The following is a 26,148-nucleotide window of genomic DNA, read 5'->3' as shown; positions in this document are numbered from 1 at the left end:
GCCGTGGGCTGGATCGTGCTGCTTCCGCTGGTGGCGCCGCTGACCGCGCTGCCGATTGCCAGGCTTGCCGAGCAGCAGTCCCATCCGCGCGCCGCCGCACGGATGTTGACCTGGGTCGCGGCCGTGCTGGCCGGGTGCAGCACGCTCTCGCTCGGGCTGCTGGCCGTCGTGGGCACCGCGCAACTGCCGGGCAACCCGCTCCCCGACAGCTGGTCCGACCCCGAGGTGCGGGCGGCGGTGCCCGGTGACGCCGTGCTGGGGGAGGTCGCCGTCCTGGTGCTGGGCGGGACGCTGCTGGCCGTCGGCGGCGCGCTGGCGCGCCGGGCGCTGACCCGGCGCCGGCTGCGGCGCGCGCTGGCCGCGCTGCCGGCGGACGCCGACCCGGCGCTGCTGCCGGACGGGCGGCCCTACGCCTATGCCGTGCCGGGCGGTCGAGGCCGGCCCGGGCGGATCGTGGTCTCCACCGCGATGCGGGCCGCGCTGAGCGCCGACGAGTACCGGGCGCTGCTGGCCCACGAGCGGGCCCATCTGTCCTGCCGCCACCACCGCTATCTGCTGGCCGGCGAACTGGCCGCCCGCGCCCACCCGTTGCTCGGGCCGCTGCGCACCGCCGCCGCCTACGCGATGGAGCGGTGGGCCGACGAGGACGCCGCCCGGGCGGTGGGCGACCGGGGCCTGACCGCGCGGGCGGTCGGCCATGCCGCGCTGGTGCGGCACCGGCCGGCGCCGGGCACGGCGGGCTTCGCGGCCGGCCCCGTGCCCCGGCGGGTGGCGGCGCTGCTGCGCCCGCGCCCGCCGGGCAGGAGCTGGCCGCCGCCCAACACCCGGGCCGGGCTGGCCGCGCTGGTGGCCGCCGCCGGCACGGCGGCGTCGGCGCTCTGCGCGCTGAACGCCGCCGTCACGCTCTTCCTGGTGCTGAAGGCGGCCACCCCGCTCTGACGCGGCCCGGCGTGGCCGCGCGCCCGGGAACGCCTCAGAGGTCGAACTCGGCCGGCGGCAGGCCCAGTTGGTGGCAGGCCTCCTTGACCACCGCGCGCTCCTGCGCGTCGAACGTCCCGTCGGCGCCGCCGATCACGATGCCGATCTGCACCACGGCCCGCGCCTCGGCCGGCTTCTTGGCGGCCTTGGCGATGTCCTGGAGGACGTTGATCTTGCCCAGGTCGAAGTTGGTGATCAGCTGGTTGAGGTAGTTGTCGAAGCGCCGCTGGAGATCGTCGGCGGCGAAGTTCTGCAACACCTCGTTGCTCGCGATCAGCTGCGCGACCCGCTGGCGCTCGGCCGGGTCGACCGAGCCGTCGGCGGCCGCGACCAGCGCGCACATCGCCATGCTGGCATCGCGGAACGCTCCGCTCTTCAGCTCGTTCTTCTTGGCGTTGAGCTGCGTCTGCATGGTGGACGCCGATTCCTTGATGCGGTCCCACAGGGCCATTGGCACTCCCAAGATGTGTTCCTCTGCACCCGGGAGAACGTGGCAGCGGTGCCCGACGTTCCGCTTTCCGACGCTTCCTCACGACTTCCTGACGGCCTGCCGAAACGGCCTGCCGAAACGGTCGCCGGGCGGCCCCGGTCGCGGGCGCCGCGCGCCGGCCGCCCTCGCGTCCGCTACGAGGCCCGCAGCAGGGCCGCGTCCTCGCGCCACTTGAGGATCTTGTCGAAGGTGACGACCGCCCCGCCGCTGCCCGGCTGGTTGCCGAACCTGACCCGGTCGGCGAGCGCCTCGATCAGCAGCAGCCCCCGCCCGCCCGGCAGCAGCTCGGCGAACTCCCCCGCCGGCCGCGCGGCGGCGGGCGGCGCCAGAGCCGGAACGGCCCCGGCTCCCTGGGGGAAGCCGGGGCCGCAGTCGGTGACCTCGATACGACACATGTCTCCGTGGATCGAGGCGGTGACCCGATAGACCTCGGAGAGGCCGCCGCCGTGCTGGACCGCGTTGGCGCAGGCCTCCGACAGGGCGACGGACAGCTCGTGCGAGATGTCGCCGTCCACTCCCGCCGTGTCCATGGCGCCGAGCAGCAGCCGCCTGGCCAGCGGAACACTGGCCGCCTCACGGCGCAGTTGCAGAGACCACCAGATGCTCATGCTCCAGCCTCCTGGCCACGGCTCGACATATCCTTAGGTATTGCCTACCCACCCGTCCCGTAAGCGTGTGATTGACCCAACACACCCCATTCGGCGGATGCCACGGGAGACGTTGGCCGATATGGCGGCGCCCCGGAACGGGGGACGGGCGGGACGTCTGTACGAGCCGTGTCCCCACCGGGTCCGCCGTCGGCGTCCGGTGAGATGATGGCGCCGCCATGCGTGCCGGAGCCGATCTGCGACTGCTGCGGGCCGCGGTCTTCGCCGCGGCCTCCGCCACGCTGGCCGCCGCCGGTCACATCTCCGGCGGCGAACGTGGCCTCCCGCTCTGGGCCGTGGCCGCCGGCGCCCTGCTGACCTGGGCGTTCGCCGTCCCGTTCGCCGGCAGGGAGCGGCGCTCCTGGCCCGGCATCGCGCTGGCCCTGGCGCTGGCCCAGCTCCTGCTGCACCTGTTCTTCTGCCTCGCCCAGCACCTGGGCGGCTCGGCCGCTCCGCCGTCGGCGGGGCACGGGTCCGCCGAGCTGACGGAGCTGGCCGGCCGGCTGCTCTGCGGCGGGCACGCGCCCGTCTCGCCGGAGCGGGCGACGGCGCTGCTCGGCGACGCCGGGCTGCTCCCACACCATCCGGGCGGCGGGGCCATGGCGCACGCCGGCGGCGGGCTCGGCGACGCCCTGACCGAGGCGCTGGCGACGCTCGCCTCCTGGCCGATGCTGCTGGGCCATCTGCTGGCGGCGCTGGCCGCCGGCTGGCTGCTGCGGCAGGGCGAGGCCGCGCTCTTCTCGGCGGTGCGGGTGGCCGCCTGCCTCGCGGCGCTGCCGCGCTGGGCGCGCCGGCTGCTCGCCGCGCTGCGCGCGCTGCTGCGGCTGCCTTCGCTGGCGGCCGCCACGCCGCCGGCCGCGCCCGGCCGGCCGCGCACCCGACACCACCCGACGCCGGCGACGGTGGGCACCGTGCTGCCGGACGCCGTGGTGCGGCGCGGGCCGCCGGGCGGCGCCCGTTCGTTCACCCTCGCGGCCTGACCGCGCTCCACCCCGGACGGGGGCGGGCGCGGCAGCGGTCGCGTCCCCAACCCCTTGTCTCCCGGGCCCCGTCGGGGCCCGTGCGGAGCGTGCGCCGGAGCGCGCGCCCCGCGCCCGAACCGTGGAGTGACGATCACCATGACCAGTCTCCGTAAGGGAGCCTCGGCCGCCGTCGTGGCCGCCGGCTCGCTCGCCCTGCTCGCCCTCGCCGCGCCGGCCCAGGCGCATGTCAGCATCGACCCGGCCGAGGCCGAGGCCGGCGGCTACCAGGTGCTCAACGTCAAGGTCCCCAACGAGCGGGACGACGCCTCGACCGTCGAACTGGAGGTGCACCTGGACCCGGAGCACCCGTTGACCTCGGTGATGCCGCAGCCGGTCCCCGGCTGGGACGTCGAGGTGGAGACCGCCGAGCTGGACGAGCCCGTCGAGCTGCACGGCAACGAGGTCACCGAGGTGCCCAGCGTGATCACCTGGACCGGCGGGGAGATCGCGCCGGGCACGTTCCAGCAGTTCCCGCTCTCCGTCGGGCCGCTGCCCGAGGGCGTGGACCAGCTGGTGTTCAAGGCGATCCAGACCTATGACAGCGGCGAGGTCGTCCGGTGGATCGAGGAGCCGACCGAGGGCGGCGAGGAGCCCGAGGACCCGGCGGCCGTGCTGCGGCTGACGCCGGCGGCCGACGACGGCGGCGACGGCGCGGCCGAGCCGGCCGACGAGGTGGCGGAGTCGGCGACGGACGACGCGCCGGGCGAGGAGGCCGCCGCGTCGAGCGGTGACGGGGGCGGCTCCGACACCACGGCGCGGGTGCTCGCCGGCGTCGGCATCGCGGTCGGCGTGGCCGGCGTCGCGGTCGGGGTGCTGGGCAGCCGCCGCCGCGCCTGACGACGACGGTTCCGTGGGGCGGGCGACCCCCGCCCCACGGGCCCGGCGCCCGGCCATGCCCACCGTTCACCGAAGCTCACCCACGCTCACCCACGCACGGAAACACAGCACACATGCGCACACGCACCCTGATCCGCACCGGCCTGCTCTCCACCGCCCTCGCGCTCGCCCTCGCGGGTTGCGGCGGGGACGGCGGCTCGGCCGAGGGCGAGGAGTCCCCGGCCGCCGAGGTCTCCGACGCCCACGCCGAGGACGAGGGCACCGTCCTGGACACGCCCTTCGAGAAGCCCGAGCTGGTCCTCACCGACACCGAGGGGCAGCCCTACGACCTGGTCGAGGAGACGGCGGGCCACCCCACGCTGCTCTACTTCGGCTACACCAACTGCCCGGACATCTGCCCGTTGACCATGGGCAACATCGCGGTGGCCGCCAGCGAGCTGACCCCGGAGCAGCGGGCGGAGCTGCGGGTCGTCTTCGTCACCTCCGACCCGGAGCGGGACACCCCCGAGTCGCTCGGGCCCTGGCTGGACTCGCTCGACCCCGACTTCGTCGGCCTGACCGGGGACTTCGACGCGATCCAGGCGGCGGCGCGGTCGGTCGGCGTCGCCCTCGAACCGGCCTACGAGGAGGAGGACGGCTCGATCGTCTCCACCCACGGCACCCAGGTGGTGGCCTTCTCGCCGGCCGACGACCTCGGCCACGTCCTGTACACCGAGGGCGTCACCGTCGAGACGTTCGAGCGCGACCTGCCCCGGCTGATCGAGGGGGAGTTGCCGTGACGCGGCCCAGGAGCCGGCGCCGGCTCCTGGCGCCGCTGCCGCTGCTGCTGGCCGGCGCGCTGCTGGCCGGCTGCGGCGGCTCGGACTCGGACTCGGGCGCGGACTCGGGCTCGGGCTCGGCGGGGCCCGAGCTGAGCGTCAGCGACGCCTACCTCCCCGAGCCGGTCAACCCGGAGGTCGCCGGCGGCTTCCTCACCCTGCACAACGAGGGCGACGCCGACGACACCCTGGTCTCCGCCACCAGCGAGCTGACCGACACCGTGGAGATCCACGAGACCGTGGACAACGCGATGCGGCGGGTCGACGGGCTGACCGTGCCCGCCGGCGGCACGCTCCGGCTGGAGCGCGGGGGCAGCCATCTGATGTTCCGCGACCCGGCCGAGCCGCCCGTCGAGGGCGACACCGTCGTCGTCGAGCTGCGGTTCGAGACCTCGGAGCCGCTGCGCGTCGAGCTGCCGGTCACCTCGGCGACGTACACCGGCGACTCCGCTTCGACGGACCACTCGGAACACTCCGATCCATCCGAGCACACCGATCACTCCGGGGAGGAACACTCGCCATGATCGCCGCCGTCTCCCGCCCCCTGGGCGCGTTCCTGTTGGCCGTCGGGACCCTGGCGGCGCTGCTGCTGGGGGCCACCCCGGCCGCCGCCCACGCCACGTTGACCGGCAGCAGCCCGGGGGACGGCGAGGTGGTGGCGACCGCCCCCGCCGAGGTGGTGCTCACCTTCTCCGAGCCGGTCTCGGTCGCCGACGACGGCCTGCGGGTGCTGGACCCGGACGGCGAACGCGTCGACGCCGGCGAGGTGGCGCACCGGGCGGGCGGCGCCGAGCAGGCCGTGGCCCTCGCCTCGGGCCTGGCCGACGGCACCCACACCGTGGCCTGGCAGGCTGTCTCCAACGACGGGCACCCGATCGCCGGGGCGTTCACCTTCTCCGTGGGGGCGCCGTCCGAGACCAGCGTCGCGGTCTCCGGCGAGGCGCCGGACGAGGGCGCGGTCGGGCTGGTCTACGACGTGCTGCGGTATGTCGCCTACGCGGGCTTCCTGCTGCTGGTCGGGCCGGCGGCCTTCGCGCTGCTGTGCTGGCCGGCGGCGGCCGGCCGGCGCGCGGTGCAGCGCGTCACGGTCGTCGGCTGGCTCACGCTCGCCGTGGCGACGGCGGCGCTGCTTCTGGTGCGCGTCCCGTACACGACGACGGGCCGGCTGGCCGACGCGTTCGACCTGAACGGGCTCGGCGACGTCGTCGACTCGCGGGCCGGCACCGCGCTGCTGACCCGGCTGGTGCTGCTGTCGGCGGCCGCGCTGCCGGTGGCGCTGCTGCACGGGCGGTACGCGCGGGCGGTCGCGGCCGGGGACGCGACGGTGGCGCGTGACCTGCGCTTCGGTCTCGGCGTGGGCGGCGGCGCGCTGGCCGTCGGCCTCGCGGCGACCTGGGCGATGGCCGAGCACGCGGCGACCGGCCGGCAGAGCGGGGTGGCGGTGCCGGTGGACATCGTTCATCTGCTGGCGATGGCCTGCTGGTTGGGCGGGTTGACGACGCTGGTCGTGCTGCTGCGCGCGGACGGCGAGCGGCCGCCGCCGGCGACGGCGGTGCGCCGGTTCTCCGCGCTGGCGCTGGGCGGCGTGGCGACACTGGCGGCGACCGGCCTCTATCAGAGCTGGCGGCAGGTCGGGACGTTCTCGGCGTTGACGGGGACGGACTACGGCCGGCTGCTGATCGCCAAGGTCGCGGTGGTGGCGCTGCTGCTGTCCGTGGCGTGGGCCTCCCGGCGCCGGACGAACGCGCTGCCGGGCGACGCCGGCGCGCTGCCGGGCCCGAGGGCGGGCGAGGACGGGGCGGACGCCGAGCCTGCGGAGCGGGCGGCGGCCGCCGTCGGCGAGGGCGCGGCCGGCGGTGGCGAGGGGTCCGACGGGCCGGCTTCGCCTCCGGCGGCGGCCCCTGACCCGGAGCGGGAGCGGCAGTTGGCCCGGCAGCGGCGGGTCATGGAGAGCGCGAGGCGGCGGCGCGATGAGGACCCGGCGCGGGCCGGGCTGCGGCGTTCGGTGCTGGTCGAGACGGCCATCGCCGTCGTGTTGCTCGGCGTCACCACCGCGCTGACCGGCACCCCGCCCGCCCGCACCGAGTCCGACCGGCCGCCGGCGGCCGCCCAGGAGACCGGCGGGGACGCGGCTCCGGCCGGGCCGATCAGCCTGCCCTACGACACCGGCGGGGAGTTCGGCTCGGGCACGGCGACGCTGGAGCTGACGCCCTCGGCCGTCGGCGACAACACGCTCCACCTCTTCCTGGAGGACCCGGAGGGGCAGCCAAACGGCGCCGAGGAGATCAGGATCAGCCTCACGCTGCCCGACGAGGGCCTCGGGCCGCTCCGGTTCGAGCCCGAGCACGTGGCCGTCGGACACTGGACCGTCGAGGGGCTCCAACTGCCGCGCCCGGGAGCGTGGGAGCTGGACCTGACCATCCGCAGCTCCGAGATCGACCAGACCACCGAGACCACCACCGTCACCATCGCCCAGTGAGCAGGACCCGCACCACCATGAGCCACTCCACCGACTCCACCGACCGCACCGACCGCACCGACTCCACCGAGCGCGCCGACGGCGCGCCGTCCGCCGAGGGAACGGGCGTCCGCACCGTCTCCCGCCGCCGGCTGCTCGGCACCGCCACCGCGACCGGGGTCGCCGGCCTCGCCGCCGGCGCGGCCGGCGGCGCGTTCGGCCAGGCCGCCGCGGCCGAGCCGGGCGAGCCGGCGCTGAGCACCCTGGGCAGCACGCGGGTTCCGTTTCACGGCGTCCACCAGCCGGGGATCACCACGCCCCTCCAGTCGCGGGGCCAGCTGGTCGCCTTCGACCTGGCCGGGGACGCCGGCCGGCGGGGCGCCGCCGCGCTGCTGCGCCGCTGGTCGACGCTGGCCGCCGCGCTGATGGCCGGCCGGCCCGACGAGGCGGGCACGGGCATCGCCGACGACGCGGGGCCGGCGTCGCTGACGTTCACCTTCGGCTTCGGACCCGGCTTCTTCGATGCCACCGGGCTGACCGCGCAGCGCCCGGAGGCACTGCGCCCGCTGCCCGCGTTCTCCCATGACGCGCTGGACGAGGCGCGCTCGAACGGGGACCTGTGGGTGCAGATCGGCGCCGACGACCCGCTGGTGGCGTTCGAGGCGCTGCGCGCGGTGCGGCGGGCCGCCGAGGGGACGGCGCGGGTGCGGTGGCGGATGGCCGGGTTCCACCGGAGCCCCGGGGCCACCGCGCGGCCGTCGACCGGTCGGAACCTGATGGGCCAGGTCGACGGCACCAACAACCCGAGCCCGGACGACCCGGACTTCGAGCGGCACGTGTTCGTGCCGGCGGACGGCGAGCCGGCGTGGATGGCGGGCGGCTCCTACGCGGTGGTGCGCCGCATCAGGATGCTGCTGGACGACTGGGAGGGGCTGACGGGCGAGGAGCGGGAACGGGTGCTGGGCCGGCGGCGGTCCGACGGGGCGCCGTTGACCGGGGGGAGCGAGACCAGCCCGGTGGACCTGGCGGCGACGCACCCGGACGGTTCGCCGGTGATCCCGGCCAACGCGCATGTGCGGGTGACCGCGCCGGAGAGCAACGGCGGGGCGACGATGCTGCGGCGTTCGTTCTCCTACGACGACGGGTTCCGGGAGGACGGGGCGCCGGACGCCGGACTGCTCTTCGTCTGCTGGCAGGCGGACCCGCTGCGGTCGTTCGTCACGGTGCAGCGGAAGTTGGACCGTGGGGACGCGCTCAGCGCGTTCGTGCGGCACGAGGCGAGCGGGCTGTTCGCCGTGCCCGGTGGTGCGGCGGAGGACGAGTATGTGGGCCAGCGGCTGCTCGAAGGCTGAAGCGCGGCGACCGCCGGGCCCGGACGGGGCTAACGTGACGCCATGACTTCTGCGAGCCGCTACACCTACCTGGGCCCCGAGGGGACGTTCACCGAGGCCGCGCTGCGCACGCTCCCCGAGGCGGCGACCCGGGCGTTGATCCCGATGATCTCGGTGCCGGCGGCGCTGGACGCGGTGCGGGTGGGCGAGGCCGCCGGCTCGCTGGTGCCGATCGAGAACTCGGTGGAGGGCGGGGTCACGTCCACGGTGGACGAACTGGCCACCGGGGAGCCGCTGATGATCTACCGGGAGGTGCTGCTCCCGATCGCGTTCGCGCTGCTGGTGCGGCCCGGCACCAGCCTGGAGGACGTCAAGACCGTGACCGGGCACCCGGTGGCCCAGCCGCAGGTGCGCGGCTGGCTGGGGCGGCAGCTGCCGGACGCGGTCTGGGAGTCGGCGGCCTCCAACGCGGACGGCGCGCGGCTGGTGCAGGAGGGGCGGTTCGACGCGGCGTTCGCCGGCGAGTTCGCCGCCGCGACCTACGGGCTGACGCCGCTGGTGACCGGCATCCACGACGCGGACAACGCGACCACCCGCTTCGTGCTGGTGGGCCGCCCGGCCCGGCCGGCGGCGCCGACCGGGGCCGACAAGACCTCGGTGGTGCTGTGGCTGCGCGAGGACCATCCGGGCGCGCTGCTGGACGTGCTCCAGGAGTTCGCGACCCGGGGCGTGAACCTGACCCGGATCGAGTCGCGGCCGACCGGCAAGGGCATCGGTCAGTACTGCTTCTCCGTGGACTGCGAGGGGCATGTCGCGGAGCGGCGGGTGGGGGAGTCGTTGATGGGGCTGCGGCGGCTCTGTTCGGACGTGCGGTTCCTCGGCTCCTATCCGAGGGCGGACGAGGTGCGGCCGACGGTGGTCGAGGGGACGCGGGACGCGGACTTCCTGGCGGCCGCCGACTGGCTGACCCGGTGCCTGGACGGCCGGCCAGGGCCGGCCTGAGCCGGGCGTCGCCGGCGGCGGTCGGGGCGGGCGGGCCGCTGGCCTGTGGACTGTTCGGCAGGTTATCCACAGGGCACCCACCGTGGCTGTGTATAAGTCGATACGCGGAAGGGTTCGCGGAAACGGGCATTGAGCCCATATCCGGATACTGCGCACCACGTCGCCCATCGCGCAATGAGCCGCTTTTCGTCACCCGAATCACTCCGAATAACTCCTGAGAGCGAGCAAGTTTCCCAGAGATTCTCGCGGATTCCCCCGGAAGTGCGAATGGCGGCGGTTTGGGCGGGGAATTATCCGCCGCGCACTCGACGGGGTCGAAGATCGACTTCCGTTCATCCACAGGCCGGGGCGCGAGCCTGTGGATAACTTTCCGACGGCGGTGGACGAAGCGGTGGACGAAGCGGGGCGCGGAACGCCCGGCACCGCCTCGGGGAAGGGCCGTCGAGACCCGCCCCGCCGGTTTGTCGGCGCCGACGATTCGTCGGGCAAAACGGGCTAAATGCCCCGGCGGCCTTTTCCGTTTCTGGGCCCGACAGGGGCCCGGTAGCCTGTCGGACGTGATTGACCTTCGACTGCTCCGCGAGAACCCGGACCTGGTGCGCGCCTCGCAGCGCGCCCGTGGTGAAGACGTCGACCTGGTGGACCGGCTGCTGTCCGCCGACGAGCGGCGCAGGTCCTCCGGGACGCGCTTCGACGAGCTGCGCGCCGAGCAGAAGCGGCTGGGCAAGCAGATCCCCCGCGCCCAGGGCGACGAGAAGGCCGAACTGCTCGCCCGCGCCGGCGCGTTGTCGACCGAGGTCAAGGCGGCCGACGCCGAGCGCGAGGAGGCCGCGGCCGAGGCGGAGGCGCTGCTGCGCCAGCTCTCCAACGTGGTCCACCCCGACGTCCCGGTGGGCGGCGAGGACGACTTCACGGTGCGCGAGACCATCGGCGAGATCAGGGACTTCGCGGCCGAGGGCATCACCCCGCGCGACCACCTGGAGCTGGGCCAGGCGCTGGGCGCCATCGACACCGAGCGTGCCGCCAAGGTCTCCGGCTCGCGCTTCGCCTATCTGCGCGGCAACGGCGCGCTGCTGGAACTGGCCCTGGTGAATGCGGCGATCGCGCAGGCCACCGCCGCCGGCTTCGTTCCCATGGTCACGCCCACCCTGGTGCGGCCGCGCGCCATGGAGGGCACCGGCTTCCTGGGGCAGGCGGCGCAGGACGTCTACCACCTGGAGCAGGACGACTACTACCTGGTCGGCACCTCCGAAGTCCCCCTCGCCGCCTACCACATGGACGAGATCATCGAGGCCGACCAGCTGCCGCTGCGCTACGCCGGCCTCTCGCCGTGCTACCGCAGGGAGGCCGGCTCCTACGGCAAGGACACCCGGGGCATCTTCCGGGTGCACCAGTTCACCAAGGTCGAGATGTTCTCGTTCGTCGCGCCCGAGGAGGCGGAGGACGAGCTGGAGCGGCTGCTGGGCTGGGAGAAGCAGTGGCTGACCTCGCTGGAGCTGCCGTTCCGGGTGATCGACGTGGCCAGCGGCGACCTGGGCTCGTCGGCCAGCCGCAAGTACGACTGCGAGGCGTGGTTCCCGGCGCAGGGCCGGTACCGCGAGCTGACCTCGACCTCCAACTGCACGGACTTCCAGGCCCGTCGGCTCCAGGTCCGGATGCGCGAGGCGGGCCGCACCCGGCCGCTGGCCACCCTGAACGGCACGCTGTGCGCGGTCTCCCGGACCATCGTGGCGCTGTTGGAGTACCACCAGCAGGCGGACGGCTCGGTGTATGTGCCCGAGGTGTTGCGTCCGTTCCTCGGCGGGCGTGAGGTGCTGGAACCGGTCGCTCGATGAGCCACGCGCGCCCCGGGCCGCTCGCCGGCGCCCCCGTCCCGGCCCAACCGGCGGGGCCCGGCGGCCCGTTCCCCTACCGGCTGGTCGCGACCGACCTGGACGGGACGCTGCTGCGCACGGACGAGTCGATCTCCCCGCGCACCAGGGCGGCCCTGGGCTCGGCGGTCGCCGCCGGCGCGCGGCACGTCGTGGCCACGGGGCGCAGCGTGGCCTGGACCCGGCACATCCTGCGGGACCTGGGCTACGAGGGGCTGGCCGTCTGCGGCCAGGGCGCGCAGCTGTACCACGCCGGCGAGGACCGGCTGGTGACCTCGGTGACCCTGGACCGCGCGCTGGCCAGGGCCGTGGTCACCCGCCTTGAGGCGGCGCTCGGCCCGTTGGGCGTCGCGGCCAACCGCGACGGGCTCAACGGGCAGGTCGTGATGGACGAACGCTTCCACACCGGGCCGGGCAGCGGCTTCGGCGAGGACGCGGGAGGGGACGCCGGGCCCGACGCGCCACAGCGGGCGCCGGAGCGCTCGGCGCTCTTCGCCGAACCGTTGATCAAGCTCTATCTGCGCCATCCGACCTGGAACGACGACGAGTTGGCGGCGGCCGCCACGGCCGAGGTCGGCGAAGCGGTGGGGCTGACGGTCTCCGGCGAGGGCCTGGTCGAGGTGCTGCCGCTGGGGCTCGGCAAGGCCACCGGGCTCGCGCTGGCCGCGCGCCGGCTGGGGGTGCGGGCCGCCGAGGCCATCGCGTTCGGGGACATGCCCAACGACCTGTCGATGTTCGCCTGGGCCGGGCACTCCGTGGCGATGGGCGGCGCCCACCCCGAGGTGAAGGCGGCGGCCGACGAGATCACCGAGGGAAACGACGCGGACGGCATCGCGCTGGTGCTGGAACGGCTGCTGGCCCAGGGGCGTTGACCCGCCGCCCCGCTCGCGCACACTGGGGGTGCGGGCGCCCGTCGGGGGCGCGCGCCGCCAGGGAACCGCCCGGTGTTACGCCCCGTCGAACGGCCAGTAGCGGAGCCGTGTTCGATGTTGGGGGGCCATGTGAAGATTGTTTTTCTGTTGAACAACGCCTATGGGATTGGCGGCACCATCCGCTCGGTGGCCAATCTCTCCGGCGCCCTGGCGGAATGGCACAGCGTGCGGATCGCCAGCCTGTACCGGTCGCGCTCCACGCCGAGCCTGCGCTTCGACCCCCGGGTGCGGATCACCCCGCTGATCGACCTGCGCCCCGGGGCCAGGGACGCGGCGGGCCAGGGGCCCGAACCCGCCGAGCCCAGCGCCGTCTTCGCCGACCTGCCGATGAACTACGGGCGGGTCGCGCCCTCCCGGCTCAGCGACCGCCGGATGGGGGAGTTCCTGGAGCGGGTCGACGCGGACGTGGTGATCTCCACCCGGCCGGTGCTCAACGTCTACCTCGCGCGCCTCGGCCAGCCGCGCTATCTGCGGGTCGCCCAGGAGCACGTCACCCACGACGCCAGGGCCAAGCGCGCCAGGGCCGCACAGCTGACCGCCGCGCGGGAGTTGGACGCGCTCGTCTGCGTCTCGGCGGCGGACGCCGAGCGGTACGCCGAGGCCCTGGCGGACGCGCCGGTCCGGGTGGTCAACGTGCCCAACTGCTCCCCCGCCCCGGCCGTTCCGCCGGCCGGTGGCGAATCGCGGGTGATCGTGGCGGCCGGCCGGCTCGCGCCGGTGAAGCGCTACGACCGGCTGATCGACGCGTTCGCCGAGCTGGCGCCCGAGTTCCCCGACTGGGAACTGCGGATCTACGGCCGGGGCGTGGAACGCGACAACCTGCGCCGGCGCATCGGCGAACTCGGCCTGCACAATCGCGCGCGGCTGATGGGGGCGGCCTCGCCGATCGAGACCGAGTGGGTCAAGGGCGCGGTGGCCGCCGTCTCCTCGGACGCGGAGTCCTTCGGGCTGACCATCGTGGAGGCGATGCGGTGCGGGGTCCCGGTGGTGGCCACGGACTGCCCGCACGGCCCGGGAGAGATCATCTCCCATGGCGAGAACGGCGTGTTGTCGCCGCTGGCCGGCGGCAGCGCGGCGCTGGCCGAGGCGCTGCGGCCGCTGCTCGCGGACGAGGCGCTGCGCCGCCGGCTGGCGGCGGCGGGGCGGACGTCGGCCGCCGCCTACGACCCTTCGGTGGTCGCGGCGCGGTACGAGGAGCTGTTCCGGGAGTGGGCGCCGAACGCCTCGGACGCCGGGCCCGAGCGGCCGCAGGCGCCGAGGGGCGGGCGGCTCGGCGGGCTGCTGCGGATCTGGCGCCCCTCGTCGGCGCCGGGCGGCCGGCCCCGGGGCTACGCCGAGAGCGAGGCGGACGGCGGGCTGCGCGTCTCGCTGGACGGGCGGTCGCTGCCCAGGGGCGAGGGCGAGTTGCTGCTGCGCCGACGCCATGACGCGCTGGGGCGCGAGATCCTGTTGCCGCTGCCGAAGGTGCGCGGCTCACGCCGGGTCGAGTTGCTGCTCGACCCGGAGAGCCTGGAACTCCCCGAGGGGCGCTGGGACTTCTTCCTCGGGCGCAACATCACCGGCAAAGCGCTGCGGGTGGCCGCCGACCAGGTGCGCCAGGCCGCCCTCGTCGGCGCGCCGCCCCGGGTCGGCGCGCGGGGGGTGACCGCGTGGATTCCGTACCGCACCAAGGACGGCAACCTCACGGTGCGCAGCTGGCTGCGCCCGGCGCACGCCGAGGTGGCCGAGGTGCTGCTCGACGGGGACGCCGTCGGCGTGCGGGCGCTGCCGATGGGCCAGGGGGGCGTCGCCGCCGGGGAGTGGACCGCGCTGGCCGAGGGGGTGGGCGAGAACGCCGGGCCCGAGTTCGCCGTCGAGTGCCGACCGGACGGCGCCTCGGGGTTGCTGCTCACCGTTCCGCACGAGGCGGCGCTGGCCGCGCACACGACGTCGCGCAGCGACTGGCGGCTGGCGCTGCGGGCGCCGGACGGCACCGGCGCGCTGGTCGCCCGCATCGGCGGCGACGCGGTGGACCGCCGCACGACGGACCTGTTCCCGGCGCTCGACCTGCCGCACCCCAAGCGCGGCCCGGTCCGCCTCCGCGTGCGCTACACCGGCGACCACGACCTGGCGCTGACCGTCACCGACCAACCCACGGACGGCGCCTGACCGTTCGCCGCCCGTAACCCCACGCCGGCCGCCGGGCCCCCACCCCGGCGCGTTCGCGCCAATCCACGAGACGGCCGGCCGAACTCGCCGGTCCCACCGGGCCGATGGCCGGGACCCGCCGCCGAAGCGCCCCGCGCACCGGGCGCTACGAGCGCCACTCTGCCCGAGGCGCGCACCCCAACCCGGCCGGCGGCGTCGCGCGAAGCACCCCGGGGACCAGCGCCGCCCACGCGGCCACTCGCCCGCGCGACTGACCGGCCCCGAGGCTCACCCCGCGCCCCTCACCGACCAGTTGCCCAACTCCCGGCACCCGCCGGAGCAACGACCCGCCCGCCCCAGCACAGCCCGATCACCCCCCGACAGCCACCCAACCCAGTCGCGGAGCGCGCCCCCCGCCCCCCACGCCCCCGCACCCGCACCCGCCAGCCCGCGCGGCCAGCGCTCCGCGCCCGGCGGCCGCGCCGGGCGCTCCCCGAAGCCGCCCGCAGGGCTACCCGTCTCCGGTGACCGTCAGCGCCGTCAGGCGGCGGATCGAGTACCACGTGCCGAGCACCGTGGCCGCGACCAGCAGCACCAGCGCCAACGGCAGCGCCACGTCGGACGTGACGTCGGCGCCCGAGGCGGCTATCCCCTCGGCCAGCGAAAGCGACCACTGCTGCACGCTCAGCGTGCGCACCCCGGGCAGCGTGCTGCCCAACAGCGCCTCCCAGACCAGCGCGTAGACCAGCCCGAAGACCACCGCGTTCCGCGAGACCGTGCCCAGGAGCAGGAAGATCGCGCTGTAGGCGACGGCCGCGACGGCGGCCGCCACGGTGTAGGCCGAGGCGATGCCCTGGCTGTTGCCGTTGAGGATCAGCCCGGACACCAGGATCGGCGCCGTGGTGAAGGCGACGGTCACGGCGACCGCGACGATCAGCTTGGTCAGGATGATGGTGCGCCGGGGCAGCGGCTTCGCCAGCAGATAGACGATCGATCCGTCGTCGATCTCCGGCGCGATGGCCCCCGTGCCGGCGACCACGCCGATCAGCGGGACCATGGAGGCGAGGGCGAAGCCGCCCAACACCTCGACGGCCGCCCCGTCGTCGGTGCCGCCGATGAGCCGGACGGCCAGCGAGATGATCAACAGCAGCGCGGGCAGGGCGATCAGGATCAACACCCGGCGACGGCCGAGCAGGGCCCGGTAGGTGAGCCGGGCGACGGTGTGGTTGTACATCGCGGTGAGGCTCCTTAGCGGCGGTACGCCGGGTCGAGGGCGGAACGCCGGCGAAGGGCCACGCGGCGCGGCGCGGCCGACGGGCGGGCGGAACAGCGGAGTCGCGGCATCGTCGTCACGCCCCCACCAGGTAGGAGAAGACGTTCTCCAGGGACTCGTCGGACGGCGCGACCGCCAGCAGCCTGATGTCCCGCTCCCTGGCGAGCGACGGCAGCCGCTCCGTGAAGCGCGCGAAGTCCACGGCCTGCACCCGCAGCGCTTCCTCGGCCACGTCCACCTCGATGCCCGAGGTGGAGGGATCGGCGATCAACGCGGCGGCCAGCGCCCTGTTGTCGCTGGAGCGGATCAGATAGCGGTGCGGCCGGTCGGTCATCAGCCGGCGGATCTTGCGGAAGTCGCCGGACGCCGCGTGCCGGCCGGCGACGACCACCTCGATGTGGCTGGCGAGCTGCTCGACCTCCTCCAGGATGTGCGAGGAGAACAGGACCGTGCGGCCCTCGTCGCCCATCTTGGCCAGCAGGTCCATGAGTTGGAGCCGCTGCCTGGGGTCCATGCCGTTGAACGGCTCGTCCAGCAGCAGCACCGACGGGTGGTGCACCAGGGCCGAGGCCATCTTGACCCGCTGCCGCATCCCCTTGCTGTAGGTGTCGATGCGGCGGTCGGCGGCGTGCGTCATCTCGACCGTGGCCAGGGCCTCGGCCGCCGCCGCCTTCGGGTCGGGCAGCTGGTGCAGCTCGGCGTTGGCCAGCACGAACTCGCCGCCCGTGAGGTAGTCGTACATCCCCTCGCGCTCGGGCACGAGGCCGATCTGCCGGTAGCACTCGGCGTTCCGCCAGATCGGCCTCTCGTCGAGGGTGACCTTGCCGGCGGAGGGCGCCAGGAAGCCGCTCATCATGTTGATCAGCGTGGACTTGCCGGCGCCGTTGGGGCCGAGCAGCCCGGTGACGCCGGGGCCGATGGTCATCGTGATGTCGTTGACCGCCACCACGTTGCCGAACCAGCGTGAGGTGTTGGTGATGTGGAGGGTGGTCACAGCCCGGCCTTTCGGTAGCGGCGTCCCAGCAGCAGGTAGCAGACGACGGTGACGAGGATCGCCATCGCCAGCAGCGCGACCCCGGCCCCGTCCGTCGGCGCCTGCTCGTAGGGGTAGCCCGAGGTGCCGCCGAGGAACGAGGTCTGGATGCCGTCGATCAGCGTGCCGGGCGAGAACAGACCTATCCAGCCGACGGCCTGCTCGCTGCCCTGCTCGTAGGCGACGGCCTGGAGCGCGGTGACCGCGAAGTACGGGATGGTCAACACCCCGATCACGGCGGCCACGCCGAAGCCACGGCGCGGGGTGAGGCTGGCGACCCACAGCGCGAGCGCCGCGTGCATCAGGGCGAAGAGCACCGAGAGCGCCATGCCCTGGCCGAAGCCCTTGGTCTGCTCGGCGAAGCCCAACTCGGCCAGCAGCCCGCCAACATAGGCGAGGACCAGCGGCAGCGCCACGAAGAGGAAGATCGCGCAGCTGAGGGCCGCGTACTTCGCGACCACGTAGTCGCGGCGCTCGATCGGGCGCGAGAAGTACAGCGGGGTGACCTTGAACCGCAGGTCGAGGGAGACCATCTGCGGCGCGGCGAGCGCCACGTACAGGCCCACGATGGGCTGCATGAACAGCGCGTAGCTCGTGTAGGCGATGGGCAGTTCGTCGAGCCCGACGAAGGCGGCGATGGCCACCATCACCACGGCGGGCGCCAACATGATCCCGAACAGGCCCATCGGCAGCACCTTGGAGCGGGCCGAGCGGCCGAGGCCGAACGAGCCGCGCAGCGAGTGCAGGAAGAGCGCGCGCCGCGCGTAGGAGATCCCGAACCGCTCGCCGGTGTAGTTGCGATAGCCGATGTTGTGGATGCGGGCATCCGTGCCGGTGCTCATCGGGTGACCTCCGCGTTGCTGACGTCGGCCGCCTGGTCGCCGGCCCGGTCGACGCCGCCATCGGCGCCGCCCCCCGCACCGCCCACGGAGCCGCGCGACTGGAACACCTCGGCGATCTCGTGCCGGCCGCGCTCCATCCGCACCAGCCCCAGGCCGAGTTCGACCACGGCGTCCCGCACCGTGTCGTAAACGCCCTCGTCCGTGATCTCCAGATGGATCTGCCGGCCGGGCGTCGTCACCGTCTCCACGCCGACCTCAGCCAGGGCGGCGCGCAGCGCGGCCGTCCCGTCCGGGTGCGCGTCGCTGTCGGTGACCTCGATGGCGAGCGAGGCCGTGGCCTCGACAAAGCTCGCCGTGGTCTGCGAACGCAGCAGCCGGCCGCCGTCGATGACCACGATGTGCTCGCTGGTGCGCTCCAACTCCCGCAGCAGATGGGAGGTGACCAGCACGGAGATGCCGAAGTCGCTGTGGATGCGGCGGATCAGGCCGAGCATCTCGTCCCGGCCCGCCGGGTCGAGCCCGTTGGTCGGCTCGTCCAGCAGCACCAGCTTCGGGTCGTGCACCAGCGCCTGCGCCAGCTTGACCCGCTGCTTCATGCCCGTCGAGTACCCGCCCATGGGCCGGTACCGCTCCTCGTAGAGCCCGACGTGGCGCAGGGTGTCGGCCGTCCGCTCCCGGGCGGCGGTGCGCGGCAGCCCGGACATGCAGGCCATGTGCACGACGAACTCGGTGGCACTCACATCGGGTGGCAGGCAGTCGTGCTCGGGCATGTAGCCCACCTGCGCCCGTATCGTCTCGCCCTCGGCCGCCGAGTCGAGGCCGAGGACGCTCGCCGTCCCCTCGGTCGCCGGGGCCAGTCCCAACAGGATCTTGATCAGGGTGGACTTCCCCGCACCGTTGGCACCGACCAGGCCGGTGACCCCGGGCTGGATGTCGATGGTCAGGCCGTCCAACGCGGTCACCCGGGGATACCGCTTGGTCAAGCCGTTGGTTTCAATGACGCTCACGACCACGACGGTAGCCGTGACCTTCGTCTCGCGCGTCAGCCCTCGGTAGTCATCCTCTGGGCCAGCCCCTAGGGGCGAACACTCAGACCGCAGGCTAACAGGCGCCCGTCGACCCCCTACCAAAGTACTAGCGTCTAGCCCCTGACCTGCGCCATTCCCTCCAGGGCAATGCGCTCGAAGACCTCAGGGTCGGTGGCGAAGACGGAGTCTTCGACCGGCCAGTGCACGACCAGTTCGTCGAAGCCCAGCTCGACCAGGTGCCCGGCGTGATCGACGAACGCGTCGACCGAATCGAGCGTGCCGACGCCCGCCGGGCGGTCGCTGGAGTCCAACAGGACCCGCCGCACGTCGCCCGGCTGCCGGCCGCTGTCCTCGCAGACGCTGTCCAGCAGTTCCAACTGCCGCGCCAGGCCCGCCCGGTAGTCGGCCGGGCTGGCGTCGGTGCCCAGCGTCTTGGGGTCGCCCGTGGTGACCCAGCCCTGCCCGTGCCGCGCGGCCAGCGCCATCCCGCGCCGCCCGGCGGCCGCGACCACGAAGGGCAGCCGGGGCCGTTGCAGGCAGCCGGGCTGGTTGCGCACCTCGTGCGCCGAGTAGAAGTCGCCCCGGAACGAGACGCCGGCGGCCGGCTCGGCCTCGTCGCCCTCGCCGGCCTCGCCGCCCCGGCTGAGCACCCGGTCCAGCAGCCGCAGGAACTCGGCGAACCGGTCCGCCCGTTCCCTCGGCGTCCAGGCGTCGTCCCCGAGCGCGGTCGCGTCGAAGCCGGTGCCGCCGGAGCCGATGCCCAGCGTGACCCGGCCGCCGGAGATGTCGTCGAGGCTGAGCAACTCCTTGGCCAGCGGCACCGGGTGGCGGAAGTTGGGCGAGGTGACCAGCGTGCCCAGGCGCAGCCGCTCGGTGACGACGGCCGCCGCCGTCAGCGTGGGCAGCGCCCCGAACCAGGCCCGGTCGCGGAAGCTCCGCCAGGAGAGATGGTCGTAGGTGTAGGCGGTGTGGAAGCCCAACTCCTCCGCGCGCTCCCATCGCTGTCGCCCGCCCTGGGCCCAACGGTGGACGGGCAGGATCACGGTGGAAAGCCGCAGCGCAGGCTCGGGGGAGACAGCCATGGGCAGCAAGCGTAGGCCCTTATCCGGCACGGCACCGCCGCTTCCCGGCAAGCGAGGGGGGCGCACAGACGAGAGAGTCACCGCACGGAAGTGCGCGCATATGCTGGGTGACTGTGCCAGAACTTCCCGAGCCCGCCGCGCCCGCCCTACGCCCCCGACTCATCGCATCCGACCTCGACGGCACCCTGCTCCGCGACGACAAGACCGTCTCGCCCCGCACGGCGGCGGCGCTCGCCGCGGCCACCGCGGCCGGCATCCGGATCGTCTTCGTCACCGGCCGCCCGGCCCGCTGGATGGAGGTGGTCAGCGAACACCTCCACGGCGAGGGCGTCGCCATCTGCGGCAACGGCGCGGCCGTCGTCGACCTGCGGAACGGCGGCCAACTCATCGAGGTGCGCCCGCTGCCCAGGGAGAACGCGCTGGCCGTGGTGCACGCGCTCCGCACGGCCGCCCCGGGAACGACGTTCGCCGTGGAGCGCACCATTGGCATCCACCAGGAGCCCGGCTACCCGCCGATGACCATGGACCCGGCGATCGAGGTGGCGCCCGTCGACAAGCTGCTCGCCGAGGGCGACGCGTACCGGGGCGCCCCCGTGCTCAAGCTGCTGGCTCACCACGACACCCTCGACCCCGACGCGTTCCTGGCCCTGGCCAGGGAGACGACCGGCCACTGGGCCGAGTCCACCCGGTCGAGCACCTCGGCGCTGCTGGAGATCAGCGCGCCCGGCGTCAGCAAGGCCACGACGCTGGCGCTGCGCTGCGAACGCGCCGGCATCGACCCGTCGCGGGTCGTCGCCTTCGGCGACATGCCCAACGACCTGGAGATGCTGACCTGGGCCGGCACCGGCTACGCGATGGCCAACGCCCACCCCGCCGTCCTGGCGGCCACCGCCCACCACACGGACTCGAACGAGAACGACGGCGTCGCCCAGGCGATCGAACGCCTGCTGCTCCTCCCAACGTGACGCTGGCCGCTGGGCTTTCGGGGACCGAGCCGCCGCCGCCGGCGGGCGGCGTGGGCCGCTGGGCGCGGCGGCCGTTCGGGCCGACGGTCTGACGGCCCGGCGGCCCGTGCGGGCCAGTGGCCTGGCGGGCCGGGCCGTTGGCGTGGTGCGCCGTGCGGGCCGGCAGCCTGGGGCGTTGGTTACTGGCGCAGCGGTTCTCGGCGAACGCGCGTACGCCGCGCGGCGGTTCTCGCCCCAGGCGGCCCATCGGCTGCGCGCCGCCGACGACAACGGACGCTGCGCACATCGGCCACTGCCCGCAGGGCATCTGAGGAACGGAGCACCGCCGGCGGCAAGACCCCTGGCGCGGCGGCTCGGGCCACTGGCTACTGGCACAGCGGCCCCCGGCGAACAACCGCAGGACGCGCCGCCGGCGGGCGGACACCGGACGCTGACCGCTCAGTGTTCTGAGAGCCGGGTCGCCACAGGCGCAGCGCCATCCGGCGAACAACCGCACGCCGCGCGGCGGTTCTCGCCCCAGGCTGGCACACGCCGGCCGCTGAGGCTCCCCGAGAACGGGGCGCCGCCGGTGGACCGGGCTGCCGAGCCTCCCGGGGCTCGTCTCTCCGGGCGAGGGCGGCTCGGAACGTTGGCTGCTGGCGCAGCGGTCCTCGCCTCCGGCTGGCCCGTGCGGGGTGTGCCCAGCGGGCGCTGGCCGCTGGGCCTTGGGAACGGGTCGTATTGCCACTGCACGCGGGGCCGCTGACCGCAGGGCTTTCGCGGAACGGCCAGAGGCCGCAGGGCGCTGAGCCTTTTCCTGGCAAGGGTTGACCAGCCCTGAACGCTCGGCGATGGCCTTCCGGGGAACGGCCGCAGGCCACCGGGCTGTCGGCGCCGCCGGACGCGGCACCCGTTGCCGAAGCGCCCGGTGAACGACCGTCGCTGCTCGTCCTGTTGAGCAGCAGCGCACCTCAGCAGGCAACGGCTCGCAGCCGCACGGTGAACGAGCACCGCAGCCAGCCCCGCCGGAGAGCCCGTCGCCGACCGCCCGGCCAGCAACGGAACGACCGCCATCGCTCGGCCCGTTGACCGAACGGGCACCGGCACGCCCCGGGGGCGCGCCGCCTCAGACGCCCGGCCGCCGGGCCGCGACCGCGTACGCGAACATCGAATCGCCGGCTCGGGCACCGCCGGAGGCGCCCCTTCGGCCCTCGCTGAACAACCGGCGCTGTCCACCCCGTTGACCAGTCGGTCAACACACCTCCGGCATCCGGCCGCCAGGCGGCGCTTCACAAGCGGCCGCCGGCGGCCGACCCGTTGGCCGTCCGGACGCAGCGCGGCGTGCCGGGCCGGCTCGATGTGCACGATGGCTCAAGTCGAGATCCCCGGCCCACCGGCCGGACGCGGCGAACGTCGCCCGGAACTCGGCCCGTTGGCCACGCGGGCGCCGCCATCCGACGGCCGGACTATCCGACGAACGACGGCCGTCGCTGCCGTTCCGCTGCCGGACACAGCGCACCACACCATCGTCGAAGGGCAGGCCAACCGCACCAGGCCGCCAGGCCGAAGGCACCGGCCCACCGGGAAGCCAGCACCACGCGCAGCCGACCGCCAGCCCGACAACCCGTCGGCGACCGCCAGGAGGACATGGCGCCCCGGCTGCCACCCGCCCCACATCACCGCCGAAGGCGAAATACCGGCCAGGCCGCCAGGCCGGCGCCGCACGCCATAGCCGCAGGCACCCGCCCCGGCCACCCGCCCCACGCCACCGCCGAAGGCACCATCGCCGGCCTTCGGCCGGGCCCCACCCCCGGGCGTTCCCGAAAACCCGCCCGGCCAGGGCCACCCCGGCCGCCACCCGCCAGGCCGGCGCCACCCGCCCACGCCATCGCCAAAGGCAAAAAAACCCGCCCGGCCGCCAGGCCAGCGCCACTCACGCCAACTCCGGTCGCCGGCCGCCAGGCCGGCGCCGCGCGCCGTCGCCGAAGGCACCCGCCCCGGCCTTCGGCCGGCCGCCGGGCCGGCCGTCCCCGAAAGCCCACCCGGCCAGGGGCTAGTCGTCGCCGCTGGAGAACTCCGGGCTGCTGAAGTGCGGGCTGCTGTAACGGAGTCGCGGGGTACGCCCCTCCGGCGGGGGCGCGTCGGCCAACTCCCGCCGCAGCAGCGGGTTGAACCCCTGGTCGAGCAGCGCCCGGCGCCACTCGGCGCGGGCGACGGCGACCTCCTGGGTCAGCGCCACGCTCGCGGCGGGCGCCGAGGCCCGGATCGAGGTGGAACCGTTGCGCACCGCAGCCACCCACAGCGCGCCCACCGCGACCAGCGCGCCCACGGCCGTGAACAGCGCGAACGCCCAGCCCACCGACCGCATCGAGGCGGCCACCGCCGGCTCGGGGCTGGCCAGCCGCAGCGCGTACCCGAGCAGCAGGAAGATCACCGCGCTGATGCCCGCCAACACCGGGATCAGCGCGAACGCGACCAACAGCCCGCCGCTGCCTCGCCGGCCGTCGCGCGGCGCCGGCGCGCCCGCGCCGCGTTCCCGGCCGTCGGCCTCGCGCAGGCGCTCGCGCAGCGCCGCGAACCGCCGGTACTGCGGCTCGGCGGAGACCAGGATCTCGGGGAGCGCGGCCAGCGCCAACTCCCGCAGGCGCGCCACGCGTTCCGGCGTCACGTCGGCGGCCAGCCGGGCAGCGCGCAGCGCCTCCTCAAGCACCCGCTCGACCTCGGACCGGTCACCGGCCGGCAGTTCGACTGGGCTGTTCATGGGCGCCCCCAGATGCACTCAGGCAGAGAGCTGTTGAACCAGGACGTGAGCCAGGGACCAAGATGGTAAAGGGCCAGGCGCGATTCGGACAGGAAAATAGCCGGAGTTCGCACGACTCCGCCCTATCGTCCCCCCATCCCCTGCCCAGCCACGCCCCAACCACACCTCCCGCCCCAACCGGCAGGCACGGGCGGTGCGGCGCGCGCCCCCGAACCGGCCCGCGCCCCGCGAACAACGCGCGCCGGCGGCCACGCCCGCGCGCGCTCGCGGCTACGACCGGTCCTGGTCGGGCAACGGCAGCCGCGCCACCAGCAGTTTGCCGCCCATGGTCACCCCGCCGTCCATGGCGATGGCCAGGGAGTCGGCGTACACGTGGGGCCCCTCGACGCGCGGCGGGGCGTCCTCGCCGGCGCCGTCCGGGTCGGCGTCCGAGCCGCCCGTCTCCCCCGTCAGATAGGGAATGGGGCTGTGCCCGTGCACGACGCGCTTGCCGCCGAAGGTGTCGAGCAACTCGCGCACCGCGCCCGGCCCGTCCTCGTCGCGGAACGCGAACCGCTTGGTGAACTTGCGGAACAGCTCCCAGGTCTCGCCGACGTCGTTGCGCTGCAACGCCTGCCAGATCGCGTCGTTCACGTCGTCGACGGCGCTGCCGTAGTCGAGGTAGGAGGTGGTGTCGGAGTGCACCAGCAGGTGCCCGTCGGCGACCGCCATCGAGTCGAGCCGGGACATCCACTGGATGTGGTGGTCGCGCAGCCGCTCCATGTCGGTGCGCTGGCCGCCGTTGAGCATCCAGGCAGCCTGGAAGGAGGCGGTGCCGGCGGCGGAGTCGACGGGGGTGTCGGCGAAGCGGCTGGCGCCGATCAGCAGCAGTTCGTGGTTGCCGAGCAGGGCCTTGCAGTACCCGCCGGCGGCGGCGGCCTCGGCGGAGAGCCGCATCACCAGGTCGAGCACGCCGACCCCGTCCGGTCCTCGGTCGGTGAAGTCCCCCAGGAACCACAGCCGCGCGTTGCCCGCCGCCCAGCGGTCCTCGGCGTCCGTCAGGCCGGCCTCGCGCAGCGCGGCCCGCAGCTCGTCGAGATAGCCGTGCACGTCGCCGACCACGTAGAGCGGGCCGACGCCGCCGTCCATGACCGGGATGTCCGGCAGGGTCGGCGTATACAGGTCGGGATTCGCCTCGGCGTCGCCCGGGGGCGTGCCGCGCCCCGCCACTGGTCCCTGGTCGGCCCCCTGAGTCATCGACCCCTCCACCACTGCGCGCCGCCTCCACCTGCGGGACCCGAACGATCGGGCGGGTCCCCATGCCGTTCGCCCATCATAGGAATCCCGGTGGCCAGTTGTGACACACCTGGGGGAGACCGTTGCCAGGCCGGTAACTGTTTACCCGAAACTATCGTTCGACGGCAGGGGGCTTGCGGGGGGCTGCCACGGTGGCGTGCTCGCTGCGGCGCGCCCCCGGCTGCGAGGAGGCGCGCACCAGAAGCTCGGTGGGCATCATCCGGAACTGCGGAACGCGGCCGGGTTCGCCGCCCTCGATGGCGTCGATCAGCAGCTGGATCACGGCGGTCCCGATGCGGCCCGGCTGGAGGGAGAGGGTCGTGACGGGCGGTTCGGTCGCCGCGTAGACGGTGGACTCGCTACAGCAGACGAGCAGCAGGTCGTCCGGGACCCGCAGGCCGTAGCGGCGCGCGGCGGCGAGCAGGTCGGTGCCGTTGGGGTCGAAGAGCCCGTAGACCGCGTCCGGCCGGTCGGGTCGGGCCAGCAGCCGGTCGGCGGCCATGGCGCCGGCGCACGGGTCGTGCGCGGGATAGGCCTCGTAGACGGGCTCCTGGCCGGCGCGTTCACACCAGTTGAGGTAGGCGGTGGTGGAGAGCCGGGTGTAGGTGTCGGTGCTGGTCCCGGTGAGCAGGCCGATCCGGCGGGCGCCGGCGGCGGCGAGGTGGTCGAGGAGCCCGGCGACGGCGGCCTGGTGGTCGTTGTCCACCCAGGCGGTGACGGGCAGGTCGCCACCCGGCTGGCCGTCGGAGACCACCGGAATGCCCTGCCGCACCAGTTCGGTGACGACCGGGTCGTGGTCGGACGGGTCGATGACGACGGTGCCGTCGAGGGCGACGTTGGACCAGACGTCGAAGTCCCGGTGTTGGGAGGCGGCGGGCAGGATCACCAGGGCGTAGCCCCGGGCGAGCGCGGCCGAGGTCGCCGCCCTGGCCATCTCCGCGAAGTAGGCGAACTCGGTGAAGGTGAACGGTTCTTCGCCATAGGTGGTGACCGTCAGTCCGATCAGCCCGGACTTGCCGGTGCGCAGGGTGCGCGCGGCGGCCGACGGGCGGTAGCCCAGGCGGTCGGCGATGGCCCGCACATGGCGGCGGGTCGTGTCCGGCAGCCGTCCCTTGCCGTTGAGCGCGTCGGAGACAGTCGTGATGGAGACGCCGGCCGCTGCCGCCACCTCACGAATGCCGGCCCTGCCGCTGGTACGGCGGCCCTTGGCCCGTGGCACCGGATGCTTCGCTGCTGTCATGGCGACCTGATGGTAGGCCCGGAGCGGGGCCGTCTTCCGGGGCGTGAGCGGGCCCTTCAAGCGGACGTTTCCGCGTGGTCAACACGGGCCGTTCGCCCGGGATCAGAAGATCCACCAGGTCAGGCGTCCCGGCCTCGACGCCCCCGGCTCGCGGCCG

At 74.4% G+C, this 26,148-nt stretch carries 22 protein-coding genes; 12 read left to right on the top strand and 10 right to left on the bottom strand.

Translation table 11 applies throughout. The features are described 5' to 3' along the window. Window positions 1-3: 3 nt before the first annotated feature. On the top strand, window positions 4-939 hold the full coding sequence (locus tag FH609_RS21685; protein ID WP_139670177.1) for a M56 family metallopeptidase: 936 nt from the start codon (window positions 4-6) through the stop codon (window positions 937-939). Window positions 940-973: 34 nt separating this feature from the next. On the opposite strand, the gene FH609_RS21680 is transcribed toward FH609_RS21685, so the two are convergent. Continuing rightward, a complete protein-coding gene (locus FH609_RS21680; RefSeq protein ID WP_139670175.1) occupies window positions 974-1,429 on the bottom strand; it encodes a tellurite resistance TerB family protein in 456 nt (151 codons plus the stop codon). A 173-nt stretch (window positions 1,430-1,602) separates the two neighbouring features. After that, window positions 1,603-2,076 carry an ATP-binding protein gene (locus FH609_RS21675; protein WP_139670173.1) on the bottom strand — a complete coding sequence of 158 codons (474 nt, stop codon included), beginning with the start codon at window positions 2,074-2,076 and terminating at the stop codon, window positions 1,603-1,605. 218 nt (window positions 2,077-2,294) lie between these two features. Here FH609_RS21675 and FH609_RS21670 point away from each other — a divergent pair, with 218 nt between their 5' ends. The 10 genes from FH609_RS21670 (at window position 2,295) to FH609_RS21625 (ending at window position 14,534) form a co-directional block, all read left to right on the top strand. After that, on the top strand, window positions 2,295-3,095 hold the full coding sequence (locus tag FH609_RS21670) for a hypothetical protein (RefSeq protein WP_139670171.1): 801 nt from the start codon (window positions 2,295-2,297) through the stop codon (window positions 3,093-3,095). A 138-nt stretch (window positions 3,096-3,233) separates the two neighbouring features. Next, window positions 3,234-3,974 carry a YcnI family protein gene (locus FH609_RS21665; protein ID WP_139670169.1) on the top strand — a complete coding sequence of 247 codons (741 nt, stop codon included), beginning with the start codon at window positions 3,234-3,236 and terminating at the stop codon, window positions 3,972-3,974. Between the two features lie 113 nt (window positions 3,975-4,087). Continuing rightward, complete coding sequence (locus tag FH609_RS21660; protein WP_139670167.1) at window positions 4,088-4,753, top strand: SCO family protein; 666 nt, start codon at window positions 4,088-4,090, stop codon at window positions 4,751-4,753. Beyond that, entirely contained in the window at window positions 4,750-5,316 is a 567-nt protein-coding gene (locus tag FH609_RS21655; protein WP_139670165.1) for a copper chaperone PCu(A)C, read from the top strand. The genes FH609_RS21660 and FH609_RS21655 overlap by 4 nt, the downstream gene beginning before the upstream one ends. Continuing rightward, a complete protein-coding gene (locus FH609_RS21650; protein ID WP_139670162.1) occupies window positions 5,313-7,271 on the top strand; it encodes a copper resistance CopC/CopD family protein in 1,959 nt (652 codons plus the stop codon). Before FH609_RS21655 ends, FH609_RS21650 begins: the two co-directional genes overlap by 4 nt. A gap of 17 nt (window positions 7,272-7,288) precedes the next feature. After that, complete coding sequence (gene efeB, locus FH609_RS21645) at window positions 7,289-8,602, top strand: iron uptake transporter deferrochelatase/peroxidase subunit (RefSeq protein WP_139670309.1); 1,314 nt, start codon at window positions 7,289-7,291, stop codon at window positions 8,600-8,602. 42 nt (window positions 8,603-8,644) lie between these two features. Continuing rightward, window positions 8,645-9,583 (top strand): prephenate dehydratase, encoded by a 939-nt coding sequence (pheA, locus tag FH609_RS21640; RefSeq protein ID WP_139670160.1) that lies wholly within the window; start codon window positions 8,645-8,647, stop codon window positions 9,581-9,583. A 557-nt stretch (window positions 9,584-10,140) separates the two neighbouring features. Then, window positions 10,141-11,418 carry a serine--tRNA ligase gene (gene serS / locus FH609_RS21635; protein WP_139670158.1) on the top strand — a complete coding sequence of 426 codons (1,278 nt, stop codon included), beginning with the start codon at window positions 10,141-10,143 and terminating at the stop codon, window positions 11,416-11,418. Continuing rightward, window positions 11,415-12,326 carry an HAD family hydrolase gene (locus FH609_RS21630; protein ID WP_139670156.1) on the top strand — a complete coding sequence of 304 codons (912 nt, stop codon included), beginning with the start codon at window positions 11,415-11,417 and terminating at the stop codon, window positions 12,324-12,326. The genes serS and FH609_RS21630 overlap by 4 nt, the downstream gene beginning before the upstream one ends. 186 nt (window positions 12,327-12,512) lie before the next feature. Then, window positions 12,513-14,534: a glycosyltransferase gene (locus tag FH609_RS21625; RefSeq protein ID WP_226961863.1), complete on the top strand. Its 2,022-nt coding sequence runs from the start codon at window positions 12,513-12,515 to the stop codon at window positions 14,532-14,534. A gap of 490 nt (window positions 14,535-15,024) precedes the next feature. Here the strand turns inward: FH609_RS21625 and FH609_RS21620 are convergent, their stop codons facing one another. The 5 genes from FH609_RS21620 to FH609_RS21600 form a co-directional block, all read right to left on the bottom strand. Further along, window positions 15,025-15,747 carry an ABC transporter permease subunit gene (locus tag FH609_RS21620; RefSeq protein WP_139670153.1) on the bottom strand — a complete coding sequence of 241 codons (723 nt, stop codon included), beginning with the start codon at window positions 15,745-15,747 and terminating at the stop codon, window positions 15,025-15,027. A 115-nt stretch (window positions 15,748-15,862) separates the two neighbouring features. Then, window positions 15,863-16,780: an ABC transporter ATP-binding protein gene (locus tag FH609_RS21615; RefSeq protein ID WP_139670151.1), complete on the bottom strand. Its 918-nt coding sequence runs from the start codon at window positions 16,778-16,780 to the stop codon at window positions 15,863-15,865. Continuing rightward, window positions 16,777-17,661, bottom strand: coding sequence for an ABC transporter permease subunit (locus FH609_RS21610; RefSeq protein ID WP_139670149.1), 885 nt, complete (start codon window positions 17,659-17,661; stop codon window positions 16,777-16,779). The genes FH609_RS21615 and FH609_RS21610 overlap by 4 nt, the downstream gene beginning before the upstream one ends. Beyond that, window positions 17,658-18,668 carry an ABC transporter ATP-binding protein gene (locus tag FH609_RS21605; RefSeq protein WP_139670147.1) on the bottom strand — a complete coding sequence of 337 codons (1,011 nt, stop codon included), beginning with the start codon at window positions 18,666-18,668 and terminating at the stop codon, window positions 17,658-17,660. Before FH609_RS21605 ends, FH609_RS21610 begins: the two co-directional genes overlap by 4 nt. Window positions 18,669-18,802: 134 nt before the next feature. After that, window positions 18,803-19,771: an LLM class flavin-dependent oxidoreductase gene (locus FH609_RS21600; protein ID WP_139670145.1), complete on the bottom strand. Its 969-nt coding sequence runs from the start codon at window positions 19,769-19,771 to the stop codon at window positions 18,803-18,805. A 113-nt stretch (window positions 19,772-19,884) separates the two neighbouring features. Here FH609_RS21600 and FH609_RS21595 point away from each other — a divergent pair, with 113 nt between their 5' ends. After that, a complete protein-coding gene (locus tag FH609_RS21595; protein ID WP_226961862.1) occupies window positions 19,885-20,736 on the top strand; it encodes an HAD family hydrolase in 852 nt (283 codons plus the stop codon). Window positions 20,737-22,768: 2,032 nt separating this feature from the next. On the opposite strand, the gene FH609_RS21590 is transcribed toward FH609_RS21595, so the two are convergent. From FH609_RS21590 to FH609_RS21580, 3 genes are all read right to left on the bottom strand, one after another. Continuing rightward, window positions 22,769-23,476, bottom strand: a complete 708-nt coding sequence (locus FH609_RS21590; protein WP_139670141.1) for a hypothetical protein — start codon at window positions 23,474-23,476, stop codon at window positions 22,769-22,771. Between the two features lie 270 nt (window positions 23,477-23,746). After that, entirely contained in the window at window positions 23,747-24,712 is a 966-nt protein-coding gene (locus FH609_RS21585) for a metallophosphoesterase (protein ID WP_139670139.1), read from the bottom strand. A gap of 151 nt (window positions 24,713-24,863) precedes the next feature. Continuing rightward, entirely contained in the window at window positions 24,864-25,991 is a 1,128-nt protein-coding gene (locus tag FH609_RS21580) for a LacI family DNA-binding transcriptional regulator (RefSeq protein ID WP_139670137.1), read from the bottom strand. Window positions 25,992-26,148 lie beyond the last annotated feature (157 nt).

Origin of the sequence: Streptomyces sp. 3MP-14 (genome assembly GCF_006334905.2) — a bacterium.
In the GTDB taxonomy this organism is placed as follows: Bacteria; Actinomycetota; Actinomycetes; order Streptomycetales; family Streptomycetaceae; genus Streptomyces; species Streptomyces triticirhizae.
This window is presented reverse-complemented; position numbering and strand designations above follow the sequence as displayed.

Coding starts and splice junctions, on each gene's coding strand:
- FH609_RS21660 (WP_139670167.1), top strand. CDS start 4,088: ATGCGCACACGCACCCTGATCCGCACCGGCCTGCTCTCCACCGCCCTC.
- FH609_RS21680 (WP_139670175.1), bottom strand. CDS start 1,429: ATGGCCCTGTGGGACCGCATCAAGGAATCGGCGTCCACCATGCAGACG.
- FH609_RS21650 (WP_139670162.1), top strand. CDS start 5,313: ATGATCGCCGCCGTCTCCCGCCCCCTGGGCGCGTTCCTGTTGGCCGTC.
- FH609_RS21670 (WP_139670171.1), top strand. CDS start 2,295: ATGCGTGCCGGAGCCGATCTGCGACTGCTGCGGGCCGCGGTCTTCGCC.
- FH609_RS21585 (WP_139670139.1), bottom strand. CDS start 24,712: ATGACTCAGGGGGCCGACCAGGGACCAGTGGCGGGGCGCGGCACGCCC.
- FH609_RS21675 (WP_139670173.1), bottom strand. CDS start 2,076: ATGAGCATCTGGTGGTCTCTGCAACTGCGCCGTGAGGCGGCCAGTGTT.
- FH609_RS21630 (WP_139670156.1), top strand. CDS start 11,415: ATGAGCCACGCGCGCCCCGGGCCGCTCGCCGGCGCCCCCGTCCCGGCC.
- FH609_RS21610 (WP_139670149.1), bottom strand. CDS start 17,661: ATGAGCACCGGCACGGATGCCCGCATCCACAACATCGGCTATCGCAAC.
- FH609_RS21590 (WP_139670141.1), bottom strand. CDS start 23,476: ATGAACAGCCCAGTCGAACTGCCGGCCGGTGACCGGTCCGAGGTCGAG.
- FH609_RS21665 (WP_139670169.1), top strand. CDS start 3,234: ATGACCAGTCTCCGTAAGGGAGCCTCGGCCGCCGTCGTGGCCGCCGGC.
- efeB (WP_139670309.1), top strand. CDS start 7,289: ATGAGCCACTCCACCGACTCCACCGACCGCACCGACCGCACCGACTCC.
- FH609_RS21600 (WP_139670145.1), bottom strand. CDS start 19,771: ATGGCTGTCTCCCCCGAGCCTGCGCTGCGGCTTTCCACCGTGATCCTG.
- pheA (WP_139670160.1), top strand. CDS start 8,645: ATGACTTCTGCGAGCCGCTACACCTACCTGGGCCCCGAGGGGACGTTC.
- FH609_RS21620 (WP_139670153.1), bottom strand. CDS start 15,747: ATGTACAACCACACCGTCGCCCGGCTCACCTACCGGGCCCTGCTCGGC.
- FH609_RS21580 (WP_139670137.1), bottom strand. CDS start 25,991: ATGACAGCAGCGAAGCATCCGGTGCCACGGGCCAAGGGCCGCCGTACC.